Raw genomic sequence first — 626 nt, forward strand, 5'->3', positions numbered from 1 at the left:
GGCGCACGCCAAGCCAAGGCGGGCCGCATCATCGCCATCGACACCAACCCGGCCAAGTTCGAGTTGGCTCGCAGTTTCGGTGCCACCGAGTGCATCAACCCCAAGGACCACGCGAAGCCAATTCACGAGGTTCTGATCGAGATGACCGGTTGGGGTGTTGACCACACCTTCGAATGCATCGGTAACGTCAACGTCATGCGTTCGGCGCTGGAAGCGGCCCACCGTGGCTGGGGCCAGTCGATCGTCATCGGTGTCGCCGGTGCCGGCAAGGAAATTTCGACCCGTCCGTTCCAGTTGGTTACTGGCCGGACCTGGAAGGGCTCTGCCTTCGGCGGCGTCAAGGGACGTACCCAGCTTCCAGGCATGGTGGAAGACGCGATGAAAGGCGAGATCGACCTGGCGCCGTTTGTCACCCACACCATGGGGCTCGATGAAATCAACGAAGCGTTCGACCTGATGCATGAAGGCAAGTCGATTCGCACCGTTATTCACTACTGATCACGACCTGATCGTTAAACATCAATACTCAAGGAAACACATTAAATGGCTACTCCAGTAATTTCCGGTAACGACATCTTCTCCCACGTGTTCTTCGGCGCCGCCGACATCAAGAAATCGTCCGCATT

The 626-nt window shown here is 57.3% G+C and carries 1 protein-coding gene; it reads left to right on the forward strand.

The window, feature by feature from the left end; all coding sequences use genetic code 11:
- Positions 1-498, forward strand: a 498-nt coding sequence (locus K5E40_RS34370; protein WP_165869949.1) for a zinc-binding dehydrogenase, incomplete at its 5' end; no start/stop codon positions are given.
- Positions 499-626 lie beyond the last annotated feature (128 nt).

Source organism: Pseudomonas baetica (genome assembly GCF_019733355.1).
Classification (GTDB): Bacteria; Pseudomonadota; Gammaproteobacteria; order Pseudomonadales; family Pseudomonadaceae; genus Aquipseudomonas; species Aquipseudomonas baetica_A.